This window comes from Chitinophaga sp. YR627 (assembly GCF_900114995.1).
Classification (GTDB): domain Bacteria; phylum Bacteroidota; class Bacteroidia; order Chitinophagales; family Chitinophagaceae; genus Chitinophaga.
The window spans coordinates 42794-68035 of the sequence record NZ_FOUX01000001.1 but is presented as its reverse complement, the minus strand read 5'-3'; the positions used below and the strand labels follow the sequence as shown (position 1 = coordinate 68035).

Genomic DNA, 25242 nt, shown 5'->3' with positions numbered 1-25242 from the left:
AATATATGCCCTGTAAAAATTCGTATCCAATATCCCCTTTAGAAAAAGGCGAAGCAAAAATGCTCCGCCCGAAACCTAACCTACAACTGTTAAAAATCTTACCAGTACTTTGTTCCCAGTACTCTTGCCAGTTCCAGTCTCGCCAGACAAAGCTGGTAAGTGTACTGCAACGTTGACCGCTCTGCGCGCTGTACATTGGTACTGGCATTGGTCAGTTCCAGGTTGGTACCTGTTCCGTTCCTGTATCTGCTCTGCGCCAGTTTCTGTGCTTCCTTCGCCTCCTCTACCTGCTCCTTTGCGTTGACCAACCTGGACTGATTACTTTCTATATCTGTATATGCCTGTCTGATATCATTCTGTACGGTGTTGTTCAGTGTCTGCATACCCAGGTTTGCTTCTTTCAGCTGACTCTGTGCAAGGCTACGTTGTCTCCTGGCTCTCGCACCCTGATAAATAGGTACGCTCAGGGTCACACCTCCTGTATAGTTATACCTGAACTGATTGAGATCCGGCATATACCCATTGGCAAAACCGGTACTCGCATTCAGCGAGAGTGAAGGTAGTCCTGCTTTCTTACTGATATCCAGTCCGGCTTCCGACTGACTGATCCTGTCTTTCAGCAATGTATACTCCGGATTATGCTGTTGTGCAACGTTCAATGCTTCCTGTTTGTTTTCTGCTGCAAGCGTAAAATCAAACTCTTTTCCATTGGCGGTAGCACTACCCGTTGAATACTGTAAAAGGTTATACTGCTTCAGCAGTGAATTCTCCAGATCAATGCGGGCATTGTTTTCCTGGTCAATGGTCGACTGAATGGATAATACATCATATCTCAATGCATCGCCGTGTTTTAGCTTTATCTCCGTATCCTCTTTATTCGCTTTCAGGAAGGCCAGCACACTATCCTGTATCGCGATGGCTTTTTGCAGATAGACGATCTGATAGTAGATCACCGCCACCTGGTAAGCCATCTGCGCCTTATTGTATTCAATGTTGTCCTTTGCATATTGCACGGCACGTTTTGCACTCTCTACATTCGCTTTTACCACACCAAAGTCCCATAAAATGTAGCTCGCATTCACACCGGTGTTATAGTTACTATTCGGCATGATCTTAAACGTCGATAGCTGTCCGTTGATAGGTATCGTCATCTCCGATACAGGATGCGAATAACGGTAACCCGCACTGCCTGTCAGATTGGGCAGTCCATTTGCCTTTGCGAGTGAAACCCTTTCCTCTTCTGTTTTCACGGACTGTTCCAGTTCGCTGAAACGCGGGAAATAAGTAAATGATTTATTGATCAACTCCTTCAGATCACTGCTGACTTCCTGTGCATGACTCTGTAGCCCTGCAAGCGAGAGAAGGGATATAATAATGACTTTTCTCATGATGTAATTTTTTAAATAAGATCAATGCGCCTCCGCAGCAACTCTCGCGCGTGTTTCGGCATCCATCTTTTCTACTTTTAACAGTAACATGAATGGGATCGTGCAGGCGAAAAACACACTTACCAGCAGGAAGCCATCGAGATAAGCAAGCATCTGTGCCTGTCTGGTAACCGCATGATCCAGGTTAGACCAGGCACCATGAGCATGAGCCGCAATAGGATTCACACCTTTACTGATCAGGCCCTGAGCAACACCTGCCACCCTTTCATTCATCAGGGGATTATTCCCCTGCAGATTGGATACCAGGTCAGAACGATGTACGGCAAAACGCTGTGTTGAATACGTATTCATGATCGCAATACCGAATGCACCACCAATTTGCCGGAACATGTTGTTGAGTGATATACCATAGGGCATGTCCTGTGGCTTCAATCCGACGACAGCCTGACTTAACAAAGGAACTGTGAGACACGCCGTGCCTACACCACGAAAGATCTGCGTATATGTAAACCACCATTTATTTGCGTCAATCGTCGCCTGTGCACTGGTATATCCATGGAGAATGAACAAGCCAAAACCTGTCACTACAAAGAACATCGGCGATACCCCTTTACCCAGTGAAGCGCCTATAAACGGCATTACCATGATCGTCACCAGGGCGCCGGGAATCATGGACAGCCCTGACTCTGTAGGTGTATAACCCATTACACGCTGTACCATCAGCGGAAAGAGATATACAGAACCGAACAATCCGAAGCCACATACAAAGGTGAGCACATTACTCCCGATCAGGTTCCTGCTTTTCAGAACCCGCAGGTTGATGATCGGTGTCTTCGTCTTTAATTCCCACCAGATAAATGCCGCGAGCCCGGCTATTGCCGTTGCCGTCATTATACGGATCGTACTGTCTTCAAACCAGTCGTCTGATTGTCCCTTCTCCAGAATGTACTGCAAAGCGCCGATCCCGGCAGATAATGAGAGTACACCGATATAATCAATGGGAATAGATTTGCGGTCGATATTGTATTCATTTTCCTTTTTATCGATGAACTTCCAGGTCAGCAGACAAGCGACAATACCAAATGGAATATTGATATCGAAGATGAGCGGCCATGCGTAGTTATCTACAATATACCCGCCGAGTATAGGTCCGATCGTTGGTCCTATTACGATCCCCATGCCGAACATACCGGAGGCCTTTCCTTTTTCAGAAGGATCGAAGGCATCGAATAAGATGCCCTGTGATACAGATAGCAGGGCACCACCGCCAACACCTTGTACGAATCGCCAGAAGACCAGCATCCACAGAGAGGAAGAAGAACCACACATGTAGGATGCTATCGTGAATATGATGATGGATGTAAGGTAATAGTTCTTTCTGCCGAAGTAGCGGCTGAGGAAACCTGTCATCGGAATAACGATCACGTTCGCGATCGCGTAGGCTGTTACTACCCAGGAAGTATCTTCCAGTGTAGCACCAAGATTACCGCTTATGTTATTGAGCGCAACGTTGACAATGGAGGTGTCTATCAGCTCCATGATCGCCGCTGAGATTGTGGTAATGACTATGATTACCCGCGTAAATTTATTTACCGCCATACACTATGCTGTTTAGGTCTTAATCAACCTGTACATCTACAGTTACACTAAGACCTGCCTTGAGGATACTTTTCAGTTCGTCTGCGCGGTCAATTTCAATTTTAACAGGTACCCGTTGTGTTACCTTTACAAAGTTGCCTGTAGCGTTGTCCGGTGGCAGGAGCGAAAACTTAGCGCCGGTGGCGTCACTGAAGGCGACGATCTTACCGGAGATTTCCTTATCAGGATAACCATCCACTTCTACTTTAACCACCTGTCCTATTTTCATTTTCTCCAGCTGTGTTTCCTTGAAGTTGGCAACGATCCAGTAGCGTTCATTATTCACGACGCTGAACAGTTGCTGTCCTGCCTGTACGAGTTGGCCTTTCTGCAGATTGGTCTTCCCTATCCTGCCGGCTACCGGTGCGATCACCTGTGTATAGGATAATTTCAGTTTAGCGGATTCCAGTGCGGCCTCTTTCAGGGCGACATTGGCCTTTGCTCTTTCGATCTGTGCGTTGGCAGTACCATTCTGCGTCACTACCTGGTTCACGCGTTTTCTGGAAGATTCCAGCTGCGTCAGGGCTACCTTATAGGCAGACTGACTATTATCCAGCTGGTGCTGTGTGATGGAGCCATCGTTAAACAGCGCCTGATCTCTCGCCAGATCGCGGGTTGCTTTTTCCAGATTGACCTGTTCCACACTCACGCCCGCATCCGCCACATTTTTATCAGAGCCGATATTGGTGATCTGTGCTTCTGCAAATATGAGATCAGCTTTGGCTGCGGAGAGGTCCGCTTCTGCCTGTTGTACCGCTATTTTGTACTCTTTATCGTCGATGGTCAGCAGGAGCTGCCCTCCTTTTACAGATTGATAATCCTGCAATGCAAACGTATCGATGTAACCACCGACCCTGCTCAGCACAGGAATCGCGTTGCTCTCAATCTGTGCATTATCAGTGCTTTCATGCGAATAGGCATGCATTATTTTCTTTCCTCCGAAATAGAGGATCGCTATTCCGGCTACGCCCAATACAATAAATTTTACCGGGCTTTTAGATTGCTGCGTTTTTTCCTGTGTCATTCCTGTGCTAGGTTATTTTTGCTGAACAAAAGTAAACATTGTTGACTATATAGTAAACACTATTTACTATTTTTTTATTCTGATTTTTTTTATTAGGGGGTATTCTGGCAAGGGTTTGCCGGTCTTTATACAGGGAAAAGATTACTTTTGTGTATGGCCATGAAAGAAAAAAATAAATTAACCGGCAAAGAAGATAACCTGTTTGCCACACTGTATATATTGAAGCGGGCAATGGATGACTGGGGCAGCCGTAATATTGGAACCTGGGGCTATGAGAATTTCAATACGACCTACATGCCGTTCTTTATGAATATCGGTAGCGAGGGTATTTCCAATAATGAGATCGCAGAAAAAATGCGGGTAACCAAACAGGCTGCCAGCAGGATCGTACGCGAACTGGAGGCTTCTGGTCTTGTGCGGGGCGAAAAGAGTGATAGTGATGGCCGGTCGGTAAAGTTATACCTGACAGAAGAGGGAGAGAAATTCCAGGAGATCGCGACGAATGAAGCGAAAATGCTTAGAAAGGAATATATCAAGGTCATCGGTCGCGAGCGTTATGAAACGGCGGTAGATGTGCTGAAAGAACTGATTGACTATCATGAAAATTTGTTGAAATAGTAATAGCGGTTACCGGCTGGTGACCGCTGCTTTGTCTTTATCTACACTATTCCTGTCATCATCCCCTACTCCTTCAGTATCAACAATCAATACGCGCAAATCCCTGCTTATATTCAACATTAGCAGCTAACACTACCAATCAACGACTTATAACACACGCTTCGTTGATCACGTCCTACTTGTCCCATTACACCGGCATTATTCCATCATTATGCCGTTACCGCTCCGCTCATGAGCGAAGGGATATCGGCTTAATAGCCCTGTAATACGGACTTTTATCGTATAAACAATAAAACACGTGCACACGTTTTGGCGTCCCATGCACACGATTTTGCGTCCTGTGCACATTGTCTGAAATCGTGCTAAATGGATCGGTAACTTTGTTTTTCATCAAAACTATATCACTATGGCACGCGTAAAAGACAACATCTTATTGAAAAATGTATCCGGTACTATCGGCAAACAAATGAATGTTTTCAACCGTTATGGCGAAACATATCTGAGGACCACAAAGAAGAAACAACAGGTGCAGTTTTCGGCGATGCAGATCCAGTCGCAGCATAATTTTACGGATGCGGTGGTCTATTCAAAACAGGTAATAAAAGACCCGGAGATGAATTTGTATTACCTGTCGCTTGCCAGGAAAGGACAGAGCGCGTTTAATGTGGCGATGAAGGATGCGCTGAGCGCACCGGTGATCAGTCTGATTGATGCAGATGCGTATACAGGGGAAAGCGGCCAGGTGATAAGTATACGTGCAGTAGATTTTTTCAGGGTTTATCAGGTGAATGTTGAGATCATCGATGTTGCGGGAAAGGTCATTGAAAAGGGAGCTGCTGTTCAGCAGTGGAAGCCGATGTACTGGGATTATACGACGACGGTGGTTATGGACATGAAGCAGGTGGAGAAGATACAGGTAACAGCAGCGGATATGCCGGGGAATCAAACAAAAGCGATACTTGCATTTACAGATGGTTAAATAAATAAGCCGGAACAGGAATGTTCCGGCTGACCTTAAACCTACAACTGTTGCCGATGATCAGCAACCAAAATATCTTAGTATCGTTTTATCGTGTTAATACGCTGAGCCGAAGTTCTTACAATCCGCTTTAAATCTCAACTCCAATACCCTGAAACGGACAAATTACCTGTTGAAACACCCCTTTCGAAAAAAGCTTAGGGGCGCATGAATACGCCCCCTTTTCTCATATTCTGTTACGAATATGTATGTGTACCTTATAGATGAAGTATGTGTGTATACGATCGTACATATACAAACGCAAATGTCTGTATACGCAAAGCTGACAGTCAACAAAACTGTAGTGAAACAGCCATATTGCCTGTTGAAGTGTGTTATGGAGGAACTAGTAAATCAACGTTGTGTTAACCATTCCAGGAACTGCCCCATCTTCTCACGACTGATGGTAACGGATTCCGGAACCGGCACTGACAAGGAAAGCGTCAGTTTGCGGGAAAGGGCACTGGAAGCATCCAGGACGGCCTTACGATGCACAAGATACTGCCTGTTAGCGCGAAAAAAAAGCGGTTCTGTAAATTTACCCAATTCGTCCATCGTTTTATTGACGACGTATGTCTTTTTATCAAAAGTGGTCAGGTTAACCACGCCATTCTTCAGATAGAAGAAAGCGATGTCACTGATCGCCACCGGCATGATCCTGTCTTTCTCATACACCAATACAGCACCCGTTTCAGTTGTTTTCTTTGTCGCGAATAACTGCTCCAGTGCTTTATAGGGTACTGCATTTTCCGCGATCCGGCCCCTGAAGGCCAGGTACTTATTGATCGCTGCGGATACAGACTCGTTGGTAAAAGGTTTCAGGATATAGTCAAACCCGTTAGCTTTGAAGGCATGTAAAGCATATTCATCATAGGCAGTACAGAAGATCACAGGAACGTCTATATCCACGGCAGAGAAGATCTCAAAGCTCAGACCGTCTCCCAGCTGTATATCAGCAAAGATCAGGTCCGCGCTGCGGTCTATGTTAAAATAGCTGATACTGTCCTTCACCGTTCCCAGCACCTTTAGAATGCTGATCTGGGGAAACAGTTGCTGAATGGTCTGTACCAGGTCTCTCGCGGTTATTTTCTCATCCTCTATGATCACTACCTTCATTACTCAAAACTTTAATGCTGACTGAAAAGTTATGCAAATCCTGTGAGATAATCACCTCGTCCCCTGACAATATCCGATACCTTTCAACCAGATTGATCAGTCCTTTACCACTTTGAGAATCAATATGTTTTCTAACCTGCAGATTATTCTCTGTAATGATCCTCCCCTCCTGATAATACATGGTAATGTGTAAGGGAGATGCCTCTGTTGCTTCATTGTGTTTGATGGCATTCTCAATGAGTGACTGGAGAGAAAACGCAGGTACAAAACCTGTTGACAATACCTTTTCCGGCAGATCGATCGTACAATGCAGCGCATCTTCAAAACGGATCTGCTGCATTTCAAGATAGTCTTTGCAGAGCTTTATTTCATCAGATAAGCGGCTGGCACGGGATTGCGGTTCCGCCAGTGAGGCCCGCAGGAAATTCACCAGGTGTGAAAGATACGCCTCTCCTGCCTGAATATCAGTCTTGTACAGACTTTTCAGCATACTCAGTGCGTTGAAGAGGAAATGGGGATGGATCTGCTGTTTCAACAGCAGATTGGCCGATTCAAGATTAGCGGCTTTCAGACGGGAATTTTCCAGTTCAATATTTTCTTTTTCGAAACGTAGAATCACGAGATTATGTGTAACAATTACAAGACTATTCATCCAGAACCCCTGTAATAAAACACCAGGGAGTCGCTGCAGAAATGTAAAATGACTTTTGGCGATATCAATGTATAACTCCAGTGGTACTGTCAATGGAAACAAAATACCCGTTAGCAGATACCCCGCTATATATCTGGTTATCCGCTCCTGTTTGGGGCTCTGGAAAGGCATATGCCGTCTCAGCATCGCAAAGATCCAGACATTCGCCAAACCTGCTATCATCGAACGAAACCCCGTCATAAACGCGACGCCTGACATTGCTCCGTTACCCAGTCTGAAGACGATGATAAACATGATCGCTGATGCTGCCGAAATAAAAGCCAATACCCAGCAATAGCGTATCATTTCCCTGATGAGCGGACTCATTTTCATCATTTAAAGGTAGGCCAATTTTCCCCTCCGGCTAAACGGGACCAATACGAAACGGACAAATCGGATACCGAGACGGCGAAAAGGCATGTATTTTGATTAGTTACAGGCAAACCCCGACATATGGTACGAATCAATAAAGTTCATGTTGCCCTCCTGGCTGGTGCAGGTCTCCTGATGCTCAGTACAGCTACAGCGGTTACCATTCCCAAAGGAGCCATTGCCGTAAGACCTTTCTACGTCGATAAATTTCTGGGGAAATGGTATGAGATCGCCCGTATGGACTACAAATATGAACATAACCTCAGCAACGTTACCGCGACTTACAGCCTGCGGCAAGATGGGGCGATCAAGGTCGACAACCGTGGCTATGATTACACAAAGAACAAATGGAAGGAAAGTATCGGGAAAGCAAAATTCGTCAGAGAAGGAGACCTTGGCCGCCTGAAAGTATCATTCTTTGGACCTTTCTATGCCGGTTATAATGTGATCGCTATCGACAGGGAATATAAATACGCCCTCATTGCCGGCAATAACCTCCAGTACCTCTGGATACTATCCCGGGAAACAAACATCCCTGGAAATGTAAAGGATAATTATCTGCTGAAGGCACAGGAACTGGGCTATGATATCGACGCCCTGGTATGGTGTGAGCATGACAAGGAAGCTTAAATGTGTTTAAGCATATTGTTCGATAATACCGGCGGACTGCCCCACGTAATGTCCGCCAAATAAAACCGCGTGGACCAGCAATGGATATAGCTGGCACAGTAAGACCCGTTTCCGCCAGTCAGCTTCCAAAGGAAAAGCCTCGTGATATCGCTGGTAAAAAGAGCTGTCAAAACCGCCAAACAACATCGTCATCGCTATATCCATCTCCCGATGACCGTAATAGACCGCAGGATCATAAATTGCCGGATCACCATTCCCCATAAACATATAATTGCCTGCCCACAGATCACCATGCAATAATGCCGGCGATTCTACCGGAAAGATCGCTGTCAGCCGTATCGCCAATGCATCTGCCAGTCTGCGCTCCTTCATCCCGAACTGCTTCATATCAACCAACTGCCTCACCAGTGGCAAAATGCGGTTCTCTGCATAGAAATCTGCCCAGGATGTTTTCCAGGTATTCCGCTGTACGAGCGTGCCGATGTAATTGTCTTCTCTTAAACCAAACTGCTCATGGCTGTTCCTATGTAAAGCGGCTAGTCCTTCCGCCAGCCAGGATACGCTCTGCGGCCCTGCATGCCCTTTAGGTAAGTATTCCATTATTAGATAAGTATACTGCTGATAATTGCCGAATAATAACGGCGCAGGGACTTTCAATGTGCCTGTACTTCTTAACAGTTGTAATCCGTTAAACTCTTTTTCAAACATCGAGGCATAAGTGCTGTGATTGAGTTTGAGAAACCAGGGACCGCGGCTGGTTTCGATGATGGCGGCTTCGTTGATGTCGCCACCGCTGACGGAACTGTAGTTATGGATCTCTACCGGGGAATGCCAGTGATTGGTGAGGATGGTGGAGAGGTAATGGAGGAAGTGTTTGTCCATGGCATAAAAAAATTAAGAATTAAAAATTAACAATTAAGAATTGAAATGCAGCGAAGATCTTCGCGATAATTCTTAATTGTTAATTTTTAATTCTTAATTCTATTTAATATAACTATTTCTTATGAATACTATACAGCCTACCATTATCCGTCACCGCATACAACGCACCATCATCTCCTTCTGTAATATCCCTGAAACGCTGTTCTTCACTCAGCAACAGCATCTCCTCACCTACTACCTTATTATTCTCGATCACCAGTCGTGCAATATGTATACTGCTCAGACCACAGATGAACAGGTTACCCTTCCATTCAGGAATACCTTTACCGGAGTAGAAAGTAATACCACTTGGTGATAATACCGGATCCCAGTAATAAACCGGTTGTTCCAGTCCATCTTTCTGCTGGATACCATCACCAACTTTATCGCCTTTATATTCTATACCGTAGGTAATAGTAGGCCAGCCATAGTTCTTACCTGGTTCGATACGGTTCAGTTCATCACCACCTCTCGGACCAAATTCTGTTTCCCAGAGGTCACCGGTAGCAGGATTGAAAGCCAGTCCCTGTACGTTACGATGACCGTAGCTATAGATCTCAGGACGGGCATCTGCCTGTCCGATAAATGGATTACCGGCAGCAGGTTTACCTTCTTTGGTGATACGCAGTACCTTACCCAGGGCAGAGTTCAGTTGCTGTGCCTGTGGACGGGTCTGCAGATCAGAACGTTCACCGGTGCTGATCACCAGGTTACCCTCCTTATCAAAAACGATCCTTCCGCCATAGTGCAGGGTACCTTTGAAAGCAGGAGTCGCCCTGTAGATAACGGTAGCGCCTTCGATGGTCTTTTCATCGGCAGAGAGCTTACCTTTGGCTACAGCCGTCAGGTTACCATCCGGACGTGGATCTGAGAATACCCAGTATACCATCCTGTTAGTTTTGAAATCAGGGTCTACCCTGATCCCCAGCAGACCACCCTGACCGTCAGGATTTACTTTCGGCAGACCAGTAATAGGTTCGCTTAGCTGTCCGCTGGTAGTCGCAATACGCAATACCCCTTTTTTCTCCGTGATCAGCAGTCTGCCGTCAGGTAAAGTGGTAATACCCCATGGATTTTCCAGTTTATCGGACAATACAGTTCCTTCATAAGGAGTCTGGGTCTTTATACCGTTAACGCGGGTCTGACCAGGAAATGCGGGTTTGTAATCAGAATTAGGTTTTTTCGTCTCAACGGGACCAATAGTGCTGTCTGTAGCGGTACTGTCAGTGGAATTATGCTGACCACCGGAAGGAGAACCGCAGGAAGCGAGCACGAATGTCGTCCCTGTGATAAGAGCCTGTAATGATTTTTTCATAGTGGAAAATATAATTCAAATTTTTGAATTGATCCAATCACAGATGGTTGAACGGTCGATATCGCTGTAAAACCGGAGCGCAGGCAAGAATTCCGAAAACTTCCGGTACTGATTGCGTATCTTGCCAAATATTCGCTTATTATTATTGACGCAGAGGGACCATCCACTATTTCATCGCGTACTACCGGACAATGAAAAGATTTTAGTACGAGCAGCCGCTGAAGGCGACCGGGATGCTTATGGACAGCTATATACACACTACTACCCCAATCTACAGGTAGCCATCACCTTTATTACACAGGACAGGGACGAAACAGACGAATTACTCCAGGAAACCTTTCTGCGGATCTGGAAGACCCGCGAGAAACTGGTACTGGTGAAATCGTTCGAGAATTATGCATTCAGGATTGCCAGAAACATTTTATTCGACCAGCTCAGGCGTAAGAAAGTACACCTGAAAGCCATCGACGCTATCGCACAACGGGCCGCTATGGAAGAAAGCAGCGGCGAAGGATCATTGGTATATAAAGAACTGCATGATATGGCCATTAGAGCCATCAGCGAACTGGAGCCCCGAAAAAGGGAGATCTTCCTGTTACGCACGGAAGAAGGCCTCAGTTTCGAAGAAATAGCCGCCCGGTATGATATGGCGGTAGTCACTGTAAAGAAACATTATTATGCTGCCTTTCATGCCTTAAAAACCATCCTTGAACAACACGGAGGCATGGTATCCCTTCTCTTTTTATTGTGGTTACGGGGTAAATAAACCCCTTCAGAAAAATTTTTCTCCGGAGCGTATACAAAACTGCTGGATGTTCGTCTGTAGTATATAATCCCTTATATGACCGACGATCAGAAGATAGTATTATTAAAAAAATATATGGACCGCACATTGACGGACCAGGAAGAAGGCGACTTCTTTTCCTGGTATCACGATGTGAGTGCCGAAGAATTTCATCACCTACTGCAACAGGCAGCTGACGGTGGCAAGCCACTGGCACATGAAGCCGCCAGCCCGGCCTTTCTGGCTCAGCTGAACAGTCGCCTGACAGCGCTCGACAATGAACAGCAGAGTGCACGGATCAGAAAGATGTCCCGCTTCTGGTGGGCAGCCGCAGCCATAATGGTACTGGCAGCAGGCACCTGGATGGTGATGAAACGCCCTGCGTTGAAGCAGGATATAGCAGTGAACAAACCAGTGCAGGATATAGCGCCTGGCAGGAATGGCGCTATACTGACACTGGCAGATGGCAGCCAGATCACCCTGGATAGTATCGGCAACGGTCAGATCAGCAATCAGAACGGTAGCAGGATCACATTGCAGAATGGCAGTCTGCACTACGACGCCGCAAGCGCCGCTACAGCCAGCATCAATACCGTACGTACACCTGCCGCCAGACAATTCAGACTCGTACTTCCGGATGGCTCCGCCGTATGGCTGAATGCCGCCAGCACCCTGAAATACCCTACCGCCTTCACCGGTCATGACAGAACCGTGGAGGTCATCGGAGAAGCCTATTTCGAGGTAGCGCAGGACCCGGAAAGACCATTCAGGGTGAAGATCGGCAACAAAGCAACCATAGAAGTGCTGGGCACTCATTTTAATATCAATGCCTATACAGATGAGTCCAGCATCAGGGCAACATTACTGGCGGGCAGCATTAAAGTAAACGCTGCAGGCGGCGACGCTATACTGAAGCCAGGTCAGCAGGCCGCTATCAGAGAGACAATACAGCTGAACAATGCAGTGAACACAGGACAAGTTATCGCCTGGAAAGATGGCATTTTTAATTTCGATGCAATGGGCGTCGAAGAAGTGATGCGCCAACTGGCGAGATGGTACGATATAGACGTAGTTTATGAAAAGAATATTCCTGATATCCGGTTCTATGGAGAGATCGGCAGGAACCTGAGCCTTTCACAGGTATTGGAAGGACTGAAGATGTCAGGTGTGAATTTTCGTATAGAAGGCAAACGACTGATCGTATTGCCCTCCTGAACAATGAGTTTTATCCCTATACAAAAGCCGCTTTGAGGTAGGATTCAAAGCGGCCTGATAGTCAGGGTGGACGATAGACAATTATTTCGGAAAACTGTTTTTCAAATCAACCTAACCAATTGCAAGTTATGCAAAAAATTGCTTCTTGTAACCGGAAAGGCCATGCCATGCCTGTCAGCAGGCGCCATGGCAACCGGTTCTCAACCAAAATCTTGTTAGTGATGAAGCTAACCGCACTATTATTGACCATTGCATTCATGGGGGCCAGTGCAAAAGGTATCTCTCAATCTGTCACATTCTCCGGTCAGCATATTCCGCTGGAGAAAATGTTCGAAACCGTCCGCTCCCAGACAGGCTATCATGTGTTCTGCGACAGCCGCTTATTAAAAGAGGCGCTCCCTGTAAATGTCAACGCAGACAATATGCCGCTGAGCCAGTTCCTGGATATCATCTTCAGGAACCAGTCACTCCAGTATCTGATACGTGAACAGACGATCTTCGTCAGCAAAAAAACAACCGCCACCGCCGATCCGTCAAAGGTGCTGGAAACTGCGAATGTAGTACTGGTACAGGGCGTAGTTGTCGATGAGAATAAAAATCCCCTCTACGGCGCTACCATTAAGGTAAAAGGGACCGAACGCTCAGTTATCAACCATACTGATGGGCGGTTTGAATTAGCACTTAATATAGGCGATGTACTGATCGTCAGCTTTGTGGGTTTCCAGACGCAGGAAGTGAAGATCTCCAATAGCACCGATCTCACTATTGTACTGAAACGTGCCACCATCAACATCGACGAGATCCACGTAAAAGTATCCACCGGTTATCAGACGATCTCCAAAGAACGAGCTACCGGCGCCTATAACATCATTACTGCTGAAGAATTACAGGACGTTCCTGCCAATAATATACTAGAAAGACTGGAAGGTAAAGTACCGGGTGTACGCTTTGATATACGGTTCAATAAAATACAGATCCGTACCATCAACACTTATTCTGTCAATACAGCCCCGCTGATCGTAATAGATGGATTTCCGCTGATACCAGCATCTTCCGGTGACCAGAACCTGACAACACTGGGGAGTTCCCAGATGTCCAACGGTTCTGTACTATCTACGCTCAACCCCAACGACATTGAACAGATCACCTTCCTGAAAGATGCGGTAGCTACCTCTATATGGGGCTCCAGGGGCGCCAACGGAGTGATCGTGATCGAAACAAAAAGAGGTAAAAAGGGCGCGCCTACGCTTAACTTTTCCGCTACCGTAGGTAGTTCCAAAGCACCTTCCTTCTCCAAACTCCGCTGGATGAACAGCGCAGAATATGTAGACCTGGAAAGAGAGATGTATGACAAGGGGTTCTTTACTGATAATACACAATCGCCCTGGTACTTCCCGCTGCAAAACAACAACCCGAGTGAAGTAGTGGAATGGCTCTTCAAAGTAAAACGCGGCACCGCTACACAGGCAGAAGCAGATGCAGCACTGGCAGAGATCGGAACAAGAAATAACCAGTCACAGATACGGAAATACCTGCTGCGTTCAGCCATCAACCAGCAGTATAATCTGTCTGTATCGGGTGGTGGCGATAACAACTCCTACTACATCTCCGGCAACTTTAACAAGGACCTGCCGATCTACCGTGGTAACAGTGCACAAAATGCCATCATCACCGGTAACTTTACCAATGACCTGTTTAATAAGACCGTCAGACTGAGAACAGGCTTCAACTACCAGTACGCCACCAATACCGCGAACATCGCTGCAGTGGAAGCATTAAGCCAGTCCCTCGTCTCCCTGCGTCCTTATGATATGCTGGTCGATGGTAATGGTCAGCCGATCAGACGTAGCATCACCATGCGTCCGGAAACGAATGACAGTCTGGTAAAATTGGGATATCTGCCATTTACCTACAGTGCCATCGATGAACTAAACTACTCCAATACGAAAAACAGCATCAACTCTATTCGCCTGAATACCGGTCTGACTGTAAAACTGACAAACTGGATGAACTTCGATGTATCCGGTATGTACCAGCGGAACATCAACAATATGCAGACCATCAACGAAGTAAACAGTTACTCCGGAAGAACCACTGTCAATACAGGTACTGTTATTTCGCCCACCACTCATAAACCTGTGTACAATATCCCTTACGGCGGTACTTATACACTGACAGATGGTACGTCCTGGGACTATAACCTGCGCGGCATGCTGAATGTCAACTATGCTTTCAATGCCGATCATCAGCTGACGGCGCTCGCCGGTAGTGAGATCAGACAAACCTACAGCAGGTCATACAACAGTATCAGGTACGGTTACGATCCGGATGCTAACAGCTTTGCAACGGTGAATCCGACTACACCCTTTATGACCATGTACGGCTGGACCACCACACTCGGCAGCAACCAGAGTGGTATATCAGAACAACGGAACCGTTATCTCTCCTACTTCGGTAATGCAGCCTATACTTATAAAAACAGGTATAACCTCAGCGGTAGCATGCGCTTTGATGATTATACCCTGCTAGGACTGGAACGTAGCAAACGTGCAAAACCATTCTGGTCCGCCGGTTTCAAATGGACCGCCACCGGAGAAGAATTCATGCAGTCTGTCACCTGGCTGACTAACCTCGGTCTGCGCGTCACCTATGGTACCGGTGGTTCTGTTCCATTGGGCGGTACCAACGTACCGATCATTACGTTAAATGCAACCGATCCGAATACACAGCTGCCAATCGCTACCATTCAGAATCCGGCTAACCAGCAACTGGGATGGGAACTGACCCGTACCGGGAACATCGGTCTGGATGCAGGGGTACTCAATAATCGTATCTCAGGAAGTATTGATGTATATCGTAAGAGAAGTTCCGGTATCCTCGCCACCTTCCCCTTCAATCCGACCTATGGATGGTCCAGCCTGTCCTACAATACCGGCACCATGAAAAGCCATGGTATTGAAACAGGTATTACGGCGAAGATCGTAGACAAAAAAGACTGGGGCATCACGTCCGTCTTCAACTTCTCTTATGGTAAAACAGAAGTGACAGATTCCCGCTTCAACACTACACTGGCTTCTACCCTGGTCATGAGCAGCAACCTGTTGAATGGCTATCCGATGGGAGCCATGTTCGTCTACCGCTCCGCAGGACTGAACCCGGAAACCGGACAGACCCGCATTTACGACAGGAATAACAAGATCATCGAAAGTACAACCAACCTGACATCCGCATTTGATATCAACGACATCAAATATGTAGGACAATCAATAGCTCCTTATCACGGCGGGTTCTTTAACACCTTCCGCTATAAAGGTTTCGAACTGGGCGTACAGATGACCTACTATTTCGGACATAAATTCCTGGTTCCAGGTATCAATAACTATCCGCAGTTCTCCGGTGACTACTATGGCATCGTAGGAAGACAAAAAGACCTGGCCAACAGATGGCGTAAACCAGGAGACGAAGCCTTTACAGATGTACCAGGCCTGGGTAACGTCAACTTTAACAGTATTACGCGTTACCGATACTCCGATAAACTGGTCAGAAGCGCGGATAATATCCGTTTACAGCAGATCTCCCTGTCGTATAATTTCCCGAACAGTATGCTGCCTAAGCGCGTATTCAAAAGCCTGACCCTGAGTGGAAGTGCACGTAACCTTGGATTGATCTGGGCAAAGAACAAGGAAGGTTACGATCCTGAATACCTCAACTCCAGCGCCAACTATTATAGCATGCCGCCGGTAACCAGCTACCTGTTCAACATCAATGCTTCATTCTAACCGTGACCACCATGAAAAGAGTAATATATTTTTTAGCGGCTGTACTGTTGACAACAGGTTGCCGCAAATACGTGGAAATCGACCAGATCGGAACCCGTACCTTCAAATACACCAGTGATTACCGCGCTTTGCTGGACAATAGTGCAGTAATGGAAGCTGGTTTCAGTCTGCCGATCTATTCCGGTGATGACACCCGTTTCCTGGATGCCTCCAAACAGGCCTCCATGACGGATATCTATTACAACGCCTACACCTGGCAACCACAATACTGGTCAGACATACAAGGTGATGTGGATTGGGAAAGACTCTATAAAGTCATCTATACCGCCAATGAGGTCATGGATGGTGTGATGGACAGTGAAAGAGGTACAGATGATCTTAAAAGACAACTGTATGCGGAAGCACAGGTACACCGCGCCTATTCCTACTGGTGCCTGGTAAGCCTGTATGCGAAACAGTACGATGCAGCCACGGCTTCCACTGATCTGGGCGTACCGGTATTACTGACACCCAACCTGTTTGTCAGTCTGAAAAGAGCCAGCGTTGCAACCGTTTACAACCAGATCATCAGTGATCTGAAAGCGGCAGAACCTGCATTATCAGACCTGCCGGATTATAATACCCGTCCTTCAAAAGCGGCAGTGTATGCACTGCTGGCACGCACTTACCTTGGGATGCGCGATTTTACCAATGCGCAACTGTATGCAGACAAAGCATTAGCTATCCAGAATAACATCCTGGACCTGCGCCAGTTTGCCACCAGCACGGCTTCCTTCCCTTACAGGATCAATGATAAGGAAGTGATCTTCTCCAAGATCGTAAGTAGTTACCTGTTCACTGGTATACAGCTGGATACAGCCCTGCTGTCACAGTTGGGTACCAAAGACCTGCGGTATACCCTTTTCGTAAAACCAGGTACTAACTTCTCTCCTGCCTTCACCGGATATGGTTACTGGCGTTACCGGTACAGCCGGGAAATGCAGGCGATCAATAACGGCCTGACCGTAACAGAAGTGATGCTGATCAAAGCGGAATGCGCTGCAAGAGATAACAATGCTAATGCCGCGATCGACCTGCTGAATACACTGAGGGAGAAACGTTTCCTGGCAGCAGATTATATCGCCTTAACGGTAGGCACAGCAGCTGAAGCACTGAAAAGTGTGGTAGAAGAGCGAAAACTGGAATTCTTCGGAACCGGCTTAAGATGGCTGGATCAGAAACGATTGAATAAAGACGCCGCTTTGGCTACAACGGTCAAACGCACCTTCAAAGATGTGGAGTATACACTGGAACCTAACAGTCCGCGTTATGTGTATCCCATTGGCACAAAATATATACTGCTGAATCCTGAGATTGAGCAGAATCCATAAATCCATCACAAACCAACCATAACCCACTACAACCTAAGGCTGCCCACAGAGAACGATCTATGCGATCGTTCTCCGGGCCATGCCTTGCAAATCAGACAAACAATATGAAAAAATGGATGAGCGTACTGGCTTTATCCCTGGGTGTTACATACCAGGCGTATAGTCAGACAGACAGTGTAAGATTAACAGGACTCGGTACGCCCGTAGCAGGCGATACCCTCCGACTCAGTTACAATCCTGCGGGTGGTCCCTTACAGGGAAAAGAGAACATTCAGGGGATCATCTATCTGTTCAATGACTATCGCTGGGTAGTAGATGATATTGCGCTTGTAAACCACAAGGGTATACTGGAAGGCAAATATGGGGTACCGGCCAACTGTGCCTTTGTGGCCATTAAGTTTGTAACGGAAGAAAATGGCTATGCTGTATTAGCCGATAATAACAATGATTTTGGATATGTAGCGACTACAGTAGATAAACAGGGCGCTAAACTCCCAGGTGGTGTACTGGCCTGGGGCATCTTCCGGAAACCTTCTATCCATAAAGCACCAGATGGGTATTTCGATAAAAAGGATATCAGTGATGAAGCACTGGAAATGTGGGTAAGAAAGGAGATGGAGCAGTATCCGCAAAATATGCCGAAGTACTTTGACAGCTATCTTACAATGCTGAAGATCAGCAAAGGCGACGAATTCCCGGCGGTTGCTCCCCGTAACCTGGAAAGATTTGGCAAGCTCCCCGGTATCGGTGAGGATGGCTATCAGCTGATATGGGATACTTATCGCTTTGGGTTAAAAGACACACAAAAAGCAGACTCTGTAAAAAAAGTGATCACACAACTGTATCCACATGGCCGTGCGATGCGTTTTGATAAATACTCGGCAGCTTACACCCGCGATGCAGCAACAGATCAGAAGATCGCTGGACTGGAGGAATTCCTGCGGGAATTTCCGGTGACTGACTACCGCAAAGACTCCACCGCTGCACAGGGTTTTATTTACCTGAATGCATACAGAACACTCGGAGCACTTTATTTTGACAAAGGTCAGTATGACAAACTGCTGGCGATGATCCCGGATATGGATTTCGCTATATTGAACGAGATCTATCATGGTAACATCCATAAGGCTTTTGCCCTGAAACAAATACCGGTAGAGCAGCTTTACCCGATCTCCAAAGCATTCATCGATGCCATGCTGCAGAAACGTAAGGACCTTTCCTACATGGATGGCACCCGCAATACGCCAAGACAGGCAACAGAGAACGCACTCAGACAACTGGATACCAAACTGGCAGTACACATCCGTTTACTGGCCAGAATGGGCAAATACAATGAAGCACCGGCCTACCTGGCACAACTCTCTGAAGCAGGTAAATACAGCAATGCCAATCTGAATGAAGCAAGGATCGCGGTACTGGAAAATACCGGTAATCAGCAGGTGGTACTACCCATGCTGGAAATGGCGATTAAAGTCAATACCGCAACACCCGCGATGATCGAAAAGCTGAAGACATTGTATACAGAAAAGAATGGCAAGACAGATGGTTTTGAGCAATATATGGAGTCACTGAAGTCAGCGGAAGATATTTCGAAGATCAAAGCCGAGATCAAAGCAAAACTGATCAATGAAAAGATCACGGCCTTCCGGTTGACAGATATCAATGGTAAAACAGTGAACTCCGCAGACTGGAAAGATAAGATCGTTGTAATAGACTTCTGGGCAACCTGGTGTGGTCCCTGTAAAATGGCCTTCCCGGGCATGCAGATGGCGGTAGATAAATACGCAAATGATCCGGCGGTAGGCTTCTATTTTATCTCTACCATGGAAACCACGCAGGATTACAAACAAAAGGTGAAAGACTATATCAAAACCTCCGGTTACCGGTTCCATGTATTGTTTGACGAGCAAACCACAAAAAATAGTGTCAATAATAAGGTATTTAAGAGTATGGCCCCTGTTTTCCAGTCTTCTGCCATTCCAAGAAAAGCCGTCATCAAAAACGGCGTGATGCGCTATACCGCAGAGGGCTATCAGGGTAGTCCAAGCAAACTGTACGACGAACTGACCTATGTCATTGAACTATTAAAAGCGGAGAACTAATGAGAAAAACTATTTTGTTAGCTGCCATGGTGAGTTGTATTGCGGTACAGCCTGCCATGTCGCAACGCAGATCACTGGATACTGCCAATTATAAAGAATGGAAACGGCTGGGCAATGCAACCCTCTCCTATGATGGTGCATGGGTAAGTTACAGCTATACGGAACATGAAATAGCACAGCGGTATCTGGTCAATACACAGTCAGGCAAAGCAGTCAGACTGGAAGGAAATGACAACCCGGAATTCTTTCACTCCGGGAAGTGGATGAAATACAACCAGACCATTGACGGCCAACAGGTACTGCTCCTGACCCGTTTAAAAGATGGTAAAAAGATAGCATGGACAAAAAGCCCCTATGTACTGACGGGCGCCAATACTCCCTGGTTATCCTACACCAACTGGAAAGACGGCGCTGCCAGTGCCTTTCTGTATAACCTGGATACACAGGACAGCATTGTGCTGAACGGCGCGGCCAGGTATGCCCTGTATGACAATGAACATTCCATTCTCTTCCTTCAGAAGGACCAGCTGATGGCAGGCCCTTTAAAAGGCGCTTATAAAGCCGTATTTGAAGTCCCTGTAAGCGATTATACTTTCAATAAGGAGACACAGGAAGGGACGCTCCTGTCCGGCTCAAAATTGTACGCATTCTCCTTACAAACAGGGAAGCATCAGTTAATACTGGATTACAATGATATCAAAGCACCGGAAGGATATACCATTCGTCCCAAAGCTTATGACATTACCGCAGCAGCAAAACATGTGTTACTGGATGCGTCTTTCAATGGCAGCAACCAGCCGCCTAAAATGAACAGACCTGCTGATACGGGGTTTGAGCTGGAGCTCTGGACCTGGAATGAACAGGTATCCCAGCGCCGCCAGCGAAGAGGCGTATACAACCGCACACAGATGGATGATGCACAGTTCATGTACCTGATTGCGGAGAAGAAGGTAGTAGAAGTGGCGCCGGAAAAAGCAGGCAGACTGCTCACACCTGACTGTGAAGATTACGACTATGCCATCATCGCAGACCAGCGCCCATATATACCTATGGTAGACTGGAAATATGATACCAATGCAGATCTCTATGTGGTTGATATGCGCACAGGTGAGCGCAGGCTGATCATGAAAGACAGTCCTGAGAACCCGCAATGGAGCTATAACGGGAAATATGCCGTCCTGTTTAACCGGACCACCAGAGAATGGCAGGTACTGGATACCAAAAGCGGTGCTTTAAAAGGATTTTCTCATGCAATTGGTTATCCGCTATACAATGAAGATCACGATGAACCGGATGCTGCAGAAGCTTACGGACTTGCCGGCTGGACAGACAATGGTAATACTGCCATCATTTATGACAGGTATGATATCTGGGCCATTGACCTTACCGGCAAGCAGGGTCCCCGTTGCCTGACAAACGGCTATGGACGTGCCCACCAGGTACAACTGAGATGGCTGTCCACCCCATTCATCAATCATGTTGATCTGTCAAAATCTTTACACCTGCAGAGCTTTAATGAGCGTACAAAATCCAATGGATTGTACAGTCTCATGGCAGGTAAAAGCGTAACACCACTGGTAGACAATCCTGACTATTCCATCCAAGTAAATACCGTATCCGGGGATGGCAGTTCCTTCCTGTATACAAGAAAGAACTATCGTACATTCCCGGATCTCTGGTTCAGCAGAGAGAACTTCAAAAAGCAGCAGCGGCTGACGGATGTCAATCCACAGCAACAGCAGTACAACTGGGGCAGCGCCAAACTGGTGACCTGGAAGAATTATGAGGGTAAACAAAATCAGGGTATCCTGTATGTACCAGAGAATTATGACCCGGCGAAGTCATATCCGATGATCGTGGACTTCTATGAAACACATACTGCTGATCTGCATGACTACCTGACACCGGAATACAGCACCAGTACGATCGATATTCCAAGCTATGTGAGCAATGGCTATGTGGTATTCCGCCCTGATGTGCATTTTAAATCCGGTAATCCGGGTGAGAGCACCTATAACGCGGTCGTGAGTGGTACAGAAGAACTGATCAGAAGAGGCGTAGCCGAAAAAGGCAGAATAGGTCTGCAGGGACACAGCTGGTCCGGCTTCCAGGTATATTATCTGGTTACCCGTACCAATATCTTTACCTGTGTGAATGCAGGCGCAGGCGTTTCGAACGCTACCTATAATTACTTTGCGATCCGTCAGAACGGAGCCCCCTGTATGTTCAAATATGAAGTGGAACAGTGCCGTATCGGAAAAGATCTCTGGAATGGCAGGGAAGAATTCCTGCAAAGCTCTCCTATATTCAATGCAGATAAGATACAGACGCCTATGCTGATCTTCCACAATGACAAGGATGGGGCAGTCGCCTTCACACAGGGACTGGATATGTTCCTGGCAATGCGCAGACTGGGTAAACCCGCCTGGTTACTGAACTATAAGGGAGAAAACCATTCATTGAACGGAGAAGCGGCACAATATGACTGGACACTTCGTATGGGGCAATTCTTTGATCATTATCTGAAAGGCAAACCGATGCCAAGATGGATGACGGAAGGTATCAGCGTGGATGAGCGGAACGTAGACCAGAAATACGACTACTAGTTTTTTTCATAAGCATAATGCATGACCGGCTGCAAACTGTCGAGTAATAGCCCTCAGATTTTAGATTGTAAAGAAAGGCCCCCGTCTGTATGACGGGGGCTTTTCTTTACAATCTTCTTACACCCGGCGCGCCCATACTACGTATGGGAAGCGAAGTAGCACCTGCATTTCTGGGGTCCATACCTGGCGCCAGCGGCGCCCATCCATAATAATCAGTACTGTTACGCCAGCTTACCCACGCAGGCGACCATTCATATCCCGGTAACCACAACCAGCCATAGCCTGCCTCATAAAACCAGCGACCGTAATGAAAAGGGCCCCATCCCCAGCTATAACCGCTATTCCAGCTCCAGCCATAGTTGGTATTGATCCAGCCGCCATTATTGTAATAAGGGCGGAAATCGGCGACACTGGGTGACCATACATACCCGTAACCCGGATAGTCGATCCATTGCCCGTAAGGACTTAATTCATCATAAAAGGTTTGATACGTGACAGTAGCAGCAGGGGGCTCTTCGTTATAACTGTTGTAGGCGGTAGTATTTGTGCCCGCACAGGAAAACAGCAAAGGGATCAACAGTAAGAGATGAACTGGCTTGAACATGTAATATGGTTTTAGCTTCTCTATAACACCCTGAAAAGAAATTTGTTGACCGGAGCACTGGTACATTTCATTACCAGCAGCGCAGCTACATTATGCACTTATAATATGCGCAGTATTTTCTTTTTAAGACTATAAAACCGCATACCAGCCGTTATACTGGCACTCATATCCACCCGGGTCATATCCTTCAGCAACAGGTTACTACTCTCCCTTTCAAAAGCCAGGTTCAGGTAGATGTAAAACCGTTCGTTACTATAACCGGTATTCAGCCAGAACTGCTCATCGTTCAGTAACTGCAGACCGTCATTGTCCGGATGTATCTCATTCAATACTCCCAGTTTCAGCAATATGGCAGGCGCAATGATCCAGCCTCTATGCGGAACGAAATTATAGGAATACCCGATACCCGGCAGCACAGAGATCCATTCCGGATTGGAACTAAGTAGTTTGAAAGTCATGGTATCAGGTACCAGCTGCGGACTGGGTTTCTTCCAGTGTATCTGCTGCCAGACGGGCGTGAAGGAGAAGAATACAGCGCCCGCCGGACTAACTTGTTTTTCGGAAAATATACTGGCCGCAGAAGAGGAAAAACGTCTGCTATTGGTATAGTAGAGATCAAACCCTGCGTTGCTGATGGCAATTCCCTGAAAAGGTTCAAAATCGCGGCGATGTGTAGTAGGGATCAGCAGACCGTTGTAGTAGTTATAAAAGGGCTGAAAACTAAGTCTGCGGTTACCAAACTGAAAACGGATCAGTTTGTAATTGAATTTATTTCTGTTGTCCAGCTGTGTACCGGGGACGTTAAACGAATATTGCAGGTACAACCACTTATAACTGATATCTGCCCCAAGATAACTGCTACTGTTGACCTTCAGCCGAAAGTTCTTCCTGCGGTCATGCCGGTGTGTGAAACTGAACTCAGTATTATAGATACCAGTATATACTTCCAGCATGTTTTTCCGTTCATACGATCTGATGTAATTCGTATCAACGTGTTGTTGTGCAGGAAGCATATTACGGACACCCAGTAAAAAGATCAGTACGATATAGTAACGGCCCATCAATGCTGGAATTCAGCTATTCAACAATTCAGTTGACAAAAGGTTGAGGCTTCATTGATGGGCGCAATGAGGGCTTATTCCTTATTCAGATCATAGAGCATTTCTATATATCGCAGTTGCTGCTCCACCGGCATCTTCTTATCGTAGATCATGATATTGTAGACAAGCCCGTTGTGGGTGCCGAACAGGAAATTATTGTCATTATACTGATCCTTTGCATTCCAGATAATGAACGACTTATCCTTATTCTCTGTTATTTTCTTCACCGTCATTTTCCGTTCATCCCGCATGTAGTTGGAATCCCATTCATAGTAAGTCTCTGTCGTCACAAAATCATCCTGTCCTTCTTTATATGATTCCATTTCGGAGGCAGGAAAAACAGCCATTGCAGCGATCGTTGAATCTGCGTTGATGAAAAATACCTGTCCACCCTCCAGTATTTGTTTCACTTTCCATTCACCAGGTAGTTTGATATTCGCTTTATGCTGCGAATATTTTTTTACTGTAGTATCCATCACCGGATAAAAGTTAAAACAGTTCTCCTTCTTTTCACTACCGGCTGTCAGACACAAACGGTTATCCGCAGAGACATTCCCTTCATACATCGTTTGCTGCTCCCCTTCCAGACGGGCATCCGCTAAACCTTTGTTACTCAGCTGAATGTCCACTTTAGGTCCCTTTACCTGGTAATATCCCTTCTGTGCGTATTGCTTATATCTTCCGAACCATGCAGACACCGCCTGAGCATCCAGGCTGCTAACAGTCTGAGAATATACGCTCCCATCGTTGTAAAATCTGAGGTAGGTATACACATCGATTTTACCATCCGCCACGGTTCCGGTTTTACTGATATATAAGCCATTGAATGAAACAGCAGGCGTATTTTTCTGTTGGGAATAACAATCGGTCGCCAGGGTAAAAAAGGCGCCTGTAAGCATGATAAGAAGTCTCATAAGTAAGGTTTTCTGTAAATCAACAATAGCTGCTCCA

Annotated in this window: 19 protein-coding genes; 9 read left to right on the top strand and 10 right to left on the bottom strand. The window is 46.5% G+C overall.

All coding sequences use genetic code 11. The annotated features are described in order from the left end of the window. Nucleotides 1–98: 98 nt before the first annotated feature. The 3 genes from BMZ72_RS00235 to BMZ72_RS00225 are packed head-to-tail and all read right to left on the bottom strand — an operon-like array spanning nt 99 to nt 4050. Complete coding sequence (locus BMZ72_RS00235; protein ID WP_089804092.1) at nt 99–1388, bottom strand: TolC family protein; 1290 nt, start codon at nt 1386–1388, stop codon at nt 99–101. A 21-nt stretch (nt 1389–1409) separates the two neighbouring features. After that, nucleotides 1410–2987 (bottom strand): DHA2 family efflux MFS transporter permease subunit, encoded by a 1578-nt coding sequence (locus BMZ72_RS00230; protein ID WP_089804090.1) that lies wholly within the window; start codon nt 2985–2987, stop codon nt 1410–1412. A gap of 19 nt (nt 2988–3006) precedes the next feature. After that, a complete protein-coding gene (locus BMZ72_RS00225; RefSeq protein WP_089804088.1) occupies nt 3007–4050 on the bottom strand; it encodes an HlyD family secretion protein in 1044 nt (347 codons plus the stop codon). Between the two features lie 153 nt (nt 4051–4203). Between BMZ72_RS00225 and BMZ72_RS00220 the strand changes: the two genes are divergently transcribed. Then, nucleotides 4204–4668: a MarR family winged helix-turn-helix transcriptional regulator gene (locus BMZ72_RS00220; protein WP_089804086.1), complete on the top strand. Its 465-nt coding sequence runs from the start codon at nt 4204–4206 to the stop codon at nt 4666–4668. 406 nt (nt 4669–5074) lie between these two features. Further along, a complete protein-coding gene (locus BMZ72_RS00215) occupies nt 5075–5647 on the top strand; it encodes a hypothetical protein (RefSeq protein ID WP_089804084.1) in 573 nt (190 codons plus the stop codon). 393 nt (nt 5648–6040) lie between these two features. On the opposite strand, the gene BMZ72_RS00210 is transcribed toward BMZ72_RS00215, so the two are convergent. Then, nucleotides 6041–6802, bottom strand: a complete 762-nt coding sequence (locus tag BMZ72_RS00210) for a LytR/AlgR family response regulator transcription factor (RefSeq protein ID WP_089804082.1) — start codon at nt 6800–6802, stop codon at nt 6041–6043. After that, nucleotides 6777–7820: a sensor histidine kinase gene (locus tag BMZ72_RS00205; protein WP_177222629.1), complete on the bottom strand. Its 1044-nt coding sequence runs from the start codon at nt 7818–7820 to the stop codon at nt 6777–6779. The genes BMZ72_RS00210 and BMZ72_RS00205 overlap by 26 nt, the downstream gene beginning before the upstream one ends. Before the next feature lie 126 nt (nt 7821–7946). On the opposite strand from BMZ72_RS00205, the gene BMZ72_RS00200 reads away from it, so the two are divergent. Next, the gene (locus tag BMZ72_RS00200; protein WP_089804078.1) at nt 7947–8495 is read left to right on the top strand and encodes a lipocalin family protein; all 549 of its coding nucleotides are present in this window, start codon (nt 7947–7949) and stop codon (nt 8493–8495) included. A 6-nt stretch (nt 8496–8501) separates the two neighbouring features. On the opposite strand, the gene BMZ72_RS00195 is transcribed toward BMZ72_RS00200, so the two are convergent. Both BMZ72_RS00195 and BMZ72_RS00190 read right to left on the bottom strand, forming a co-directional pair. Then, on the bottom strand, nt 8502–9377 hold the full coding sequence (locus BMZ72_RS00195) for a fructosamine kinase family protein (protein ID WP_089804076.1): 876 nt from the start codon (nt 9375–9377) through the stop codon (nt 8502–8504). 112 nt (nt 9378–9489) lie between these two features. Beyond that, nucleotides 9490–10731: a PQQ-dependent sugar dehydrogenase gene (locus tag BMZ72_RS00190; RefSeq protein WP_089804074.1), complete on the bottom strand. Its 1242-nt coding sequence runs from the start codon at nt 10729–10731 to the stop codon at nt 9490–9492. Nucleotides 10732–10876: 145 nt separating this feature from the next. Between BMZ72_RS00190 and BMZ72_RS00185 the strand changes: the two genes are divergently transcribed. From BMZ72_RS00185 to BMZ72_RS00160, 6 genes are all read left to right on the top strand, one after another. Continuing rightward, the gene (locus BMZ72_RS00185) at nt 10877–11497 is read left to right on the top strand and encodes an RNA polymerase sigma factor (protein ID WP_177222628.1); all 621 of its coding nucleotides are present in this window, start codon (nt 10877–10879) and stop codon (nt 11495–11497) included. A 114-nt stretch (nt 11498–11611) separates the two neighbouring features. Further along, nucleotides 11612–12730, top strand: a complete 1119-nt coding sequence (locus BMZ72_RS00180) for a FecR family protein (RefSeq protein WP_177222627.1) — start codon at nt 11612–11614, stop codon at nt 12728–12730. Nucleotides 12731–12951: 221 nt separating this feature from the next. Further along, a complete protein-coding gene (locus tag BMZ72_RS00175; protein ID WP_177222626.1) occupies nt 12952–16509 on the top strand; it encodes a SusC/RagA family TonB-linked outer membrane protein in 3558 nt (1185 codons plus the stop codon). An 11-nt stretch (nt 16510–16520) separates the two neighbouring features. Beyond that, nucleotides 16521–17879 carry a RagB/SusD family nutrient uptake outer membrane protein gene (locus BMZ72_RS00170; RefSeq protein ID WP_089804066.1) on the top strand — a complete coding sequence of 453 codons (1359 nt, stop codon included), beginning with the start codon at nt 16521–16523 and terminating at the stop codon, nt 17877–17879. A gap of 104 nt (nt 17880–17983) precedes the next feature. Continuing rightward, the gene (locus tag BMZ72_RS00165) at nt 17984–19981 is read left to right on the top strand and encodes a TlpA family protein disulfide reductase (protein WP_177222625.1); all 1998 of its coding nucleotides are present in this window, start codon (nt 17984–17986) and stop codon (nt 19979–19981) included. Continuing rightward, nucleotides 19981–22587 carry a S9 family peptidase gene (locus BMZ72_RS00160; RefSeq protein ID WP_089804062.1) on the top strand — a complete coding sequence of 869 codons (2607 nt, stop codon included), beginning with the start codon at nt 19981–19983 and terminating at the stop codon, nt 22585–22587. The genes BMZ72_RS00165 and BMZ72_RS00160 overlap by 1 nt, the downstream gene beginning before the upstream one ends. 106 nt (nt 22588–22693) lie before the next feature. Here BMZ72_RS00160 and BMZ72_RS00155 read toward each other — a convergent pair whose 3' ends face one another. The 3 genes from BMZ72_RS00155 to BMZ72_RS00145 all read right to left on the bottom strand — a co-directional run bounded on the left by BMZ72_RS00155 (nt 22694) and on the right by BMZ72_RS00145 (nt 25205). Then, nucleotides 22694–23191: a DUF6600 domain-containing protein gene (locus BMZ72_RS00155; protein WP_089804060.1), complete on the bottom strand. Its 498-nt coding sequence runs from the start codon at nt 23189–23191 to the stop codon at nt 22694–22696. A gap of 98 nt (nt 23192–23289) precedes the next feature. Continuing rightward, nucleotides 23290–24252, bottom strand: a complete 963-nt coding sequence (locus BMZ72_RS00150) for a DUF4421 family protein (RefSeq protein ID WP_089804057.1) — start codon at nt 24250–24252, stop codon at nt 23290–23292. A gap of 74 nt (nt 24253–24326) precedes the next feature. Next, nucleotides 24327–25205 carry a hypothetical protein gene (locus BMZ72_RS00145; protein WP_143087552.1) on the bottom strand — a complete coding sequence of 293 codons (879 nt, stop codon included), beginning with the start codon at nt 25203–25205 and terminating at the stop codon, nt 24327–24329. Nucleotides 25206–25242 lie beyond the last annotated feature (37 nt).